The sequence below is a fragment of the Streptomyces sp. 15-116A genome (genome assembly GCF_025290915.1).
Classification (GTDB): Bacteria; Actinomycetota; Actinomycetes; order Streptomycetales; family Streptomycetaceae; genus Streptomyces.
Genome location: NZ_JAOCQE010000560.1, coordinates 1 through 1005 on the forward strand (window position 1 = coordinate 1; position 1005 = coordinate 1005).

General features: G+C 75.2%; 2 protein-coding genes. One reads left to right on the forward strand and one right to left on the reverse strand.

Features of this window, described 5'->3' with window-relative positions:
• The coding region (locus N4P33_RS35460) for a glycosyltransferase family 4 protein (RefSeq protein ID WP_260831025.1) at nt 1-582 on the forward strand (582 nt) is incomplete at its 5' end.
• 10 nt (nt 583-592) lie between these two features.
• On the opposite strand, the gene N4P33_RS35465 is transcribed toward N4P33_RS35460, so the two are convergent.
• Nucleotides 593-1005: CdaR family transcriptional regulator (locus N4P33_RS35465; protein ID WP_260831027.1), on the reverse strand; the 413-nt coding region annotated here is incomplete at its 5' end.

Here is a 1005-nt window from a genome sequence, read left to right on the forward strand (position 1 = left end):
CGGCTGCGGGCCAAGGTGCGGGCCGAACTCGGCGCGACCGGGCGGCCGTTGCTGATCGCCGTCGGCTCGCTCGAACCGCACCGGGGCTACGGCACGCTGCTGGACGCCGCCCACGCCTGGCGGCGGCTGGATCCCGTACCGCAGGTCGTGATCGCGGGCGAGGGGTCGCTGCGGGCCGAGCTCCAGCGGCGGATCGAGGACGAGGAGCTGCCGGTGCGGCTCATCGGCCGGCGCGACGACGTCACCGATCTCCTCGCGGCGGCCGACCTCGCGCTGCTGACGAGCCGCTGGGAGGCGCGCTCCCTGCTCGCCCAGGAGGCCCTCCACGCGCGCGTGCCGCTCGTCGCGACCCGGGTCGGCGGCATCCCCGAACTCGTCGGCGACGCCGCCGTACTCGTCCCGTACGGTCATGCGCGCGCCCTCGCCGACGCCGTGATCCGGCTGCTGGACGACCCCGAACGACGTCAGGCGCTCGCCGCGAAGGGCGCCCGGCAGGCGGCCACCTGGCCGACCGAGGACGAGACGGTCGCCCAAGTGCTCAGCGTCTACGACGAGTTGACGCAGCACCGGCCGCTGGTCTGAGCTGCCGGGATCACGTCACATGCCGGCGTGCCCGCAGCGCCAGGCTCAACGCCAGGACCGTCTGCGGGTCGTCGAGGTCGGTGCCCAGCAACTCGCCGATGCGGGCCAGGCGGTTGTAGAGGGTCTGCCGGTTCAGGTGGAGTTCGCGGGCCGTCTCCGCCTTGCGGCCCGCGTGCGCCAGATACGTCTCCAGCGTCGGCAGCAGCGGCGGGCGCGAGCGGCGGTCGTGCTCCAGGAGCGGGCCGAGGGCGCGCTCCACGAACGACGCCAGGTCCGGATGGTCGCGCAGCCGCCACAGCAACAGGTCGATGTCCAGGCGCCGCGCGTCGTACCAGGGGCGGTCCGGCAGGCCCTGTGCCGCGGTCGCCGTCTCCGCCGCGTGTCTGAGGCCCGCCGACGCCGCGGCCCAGCCGCCCGCCATGC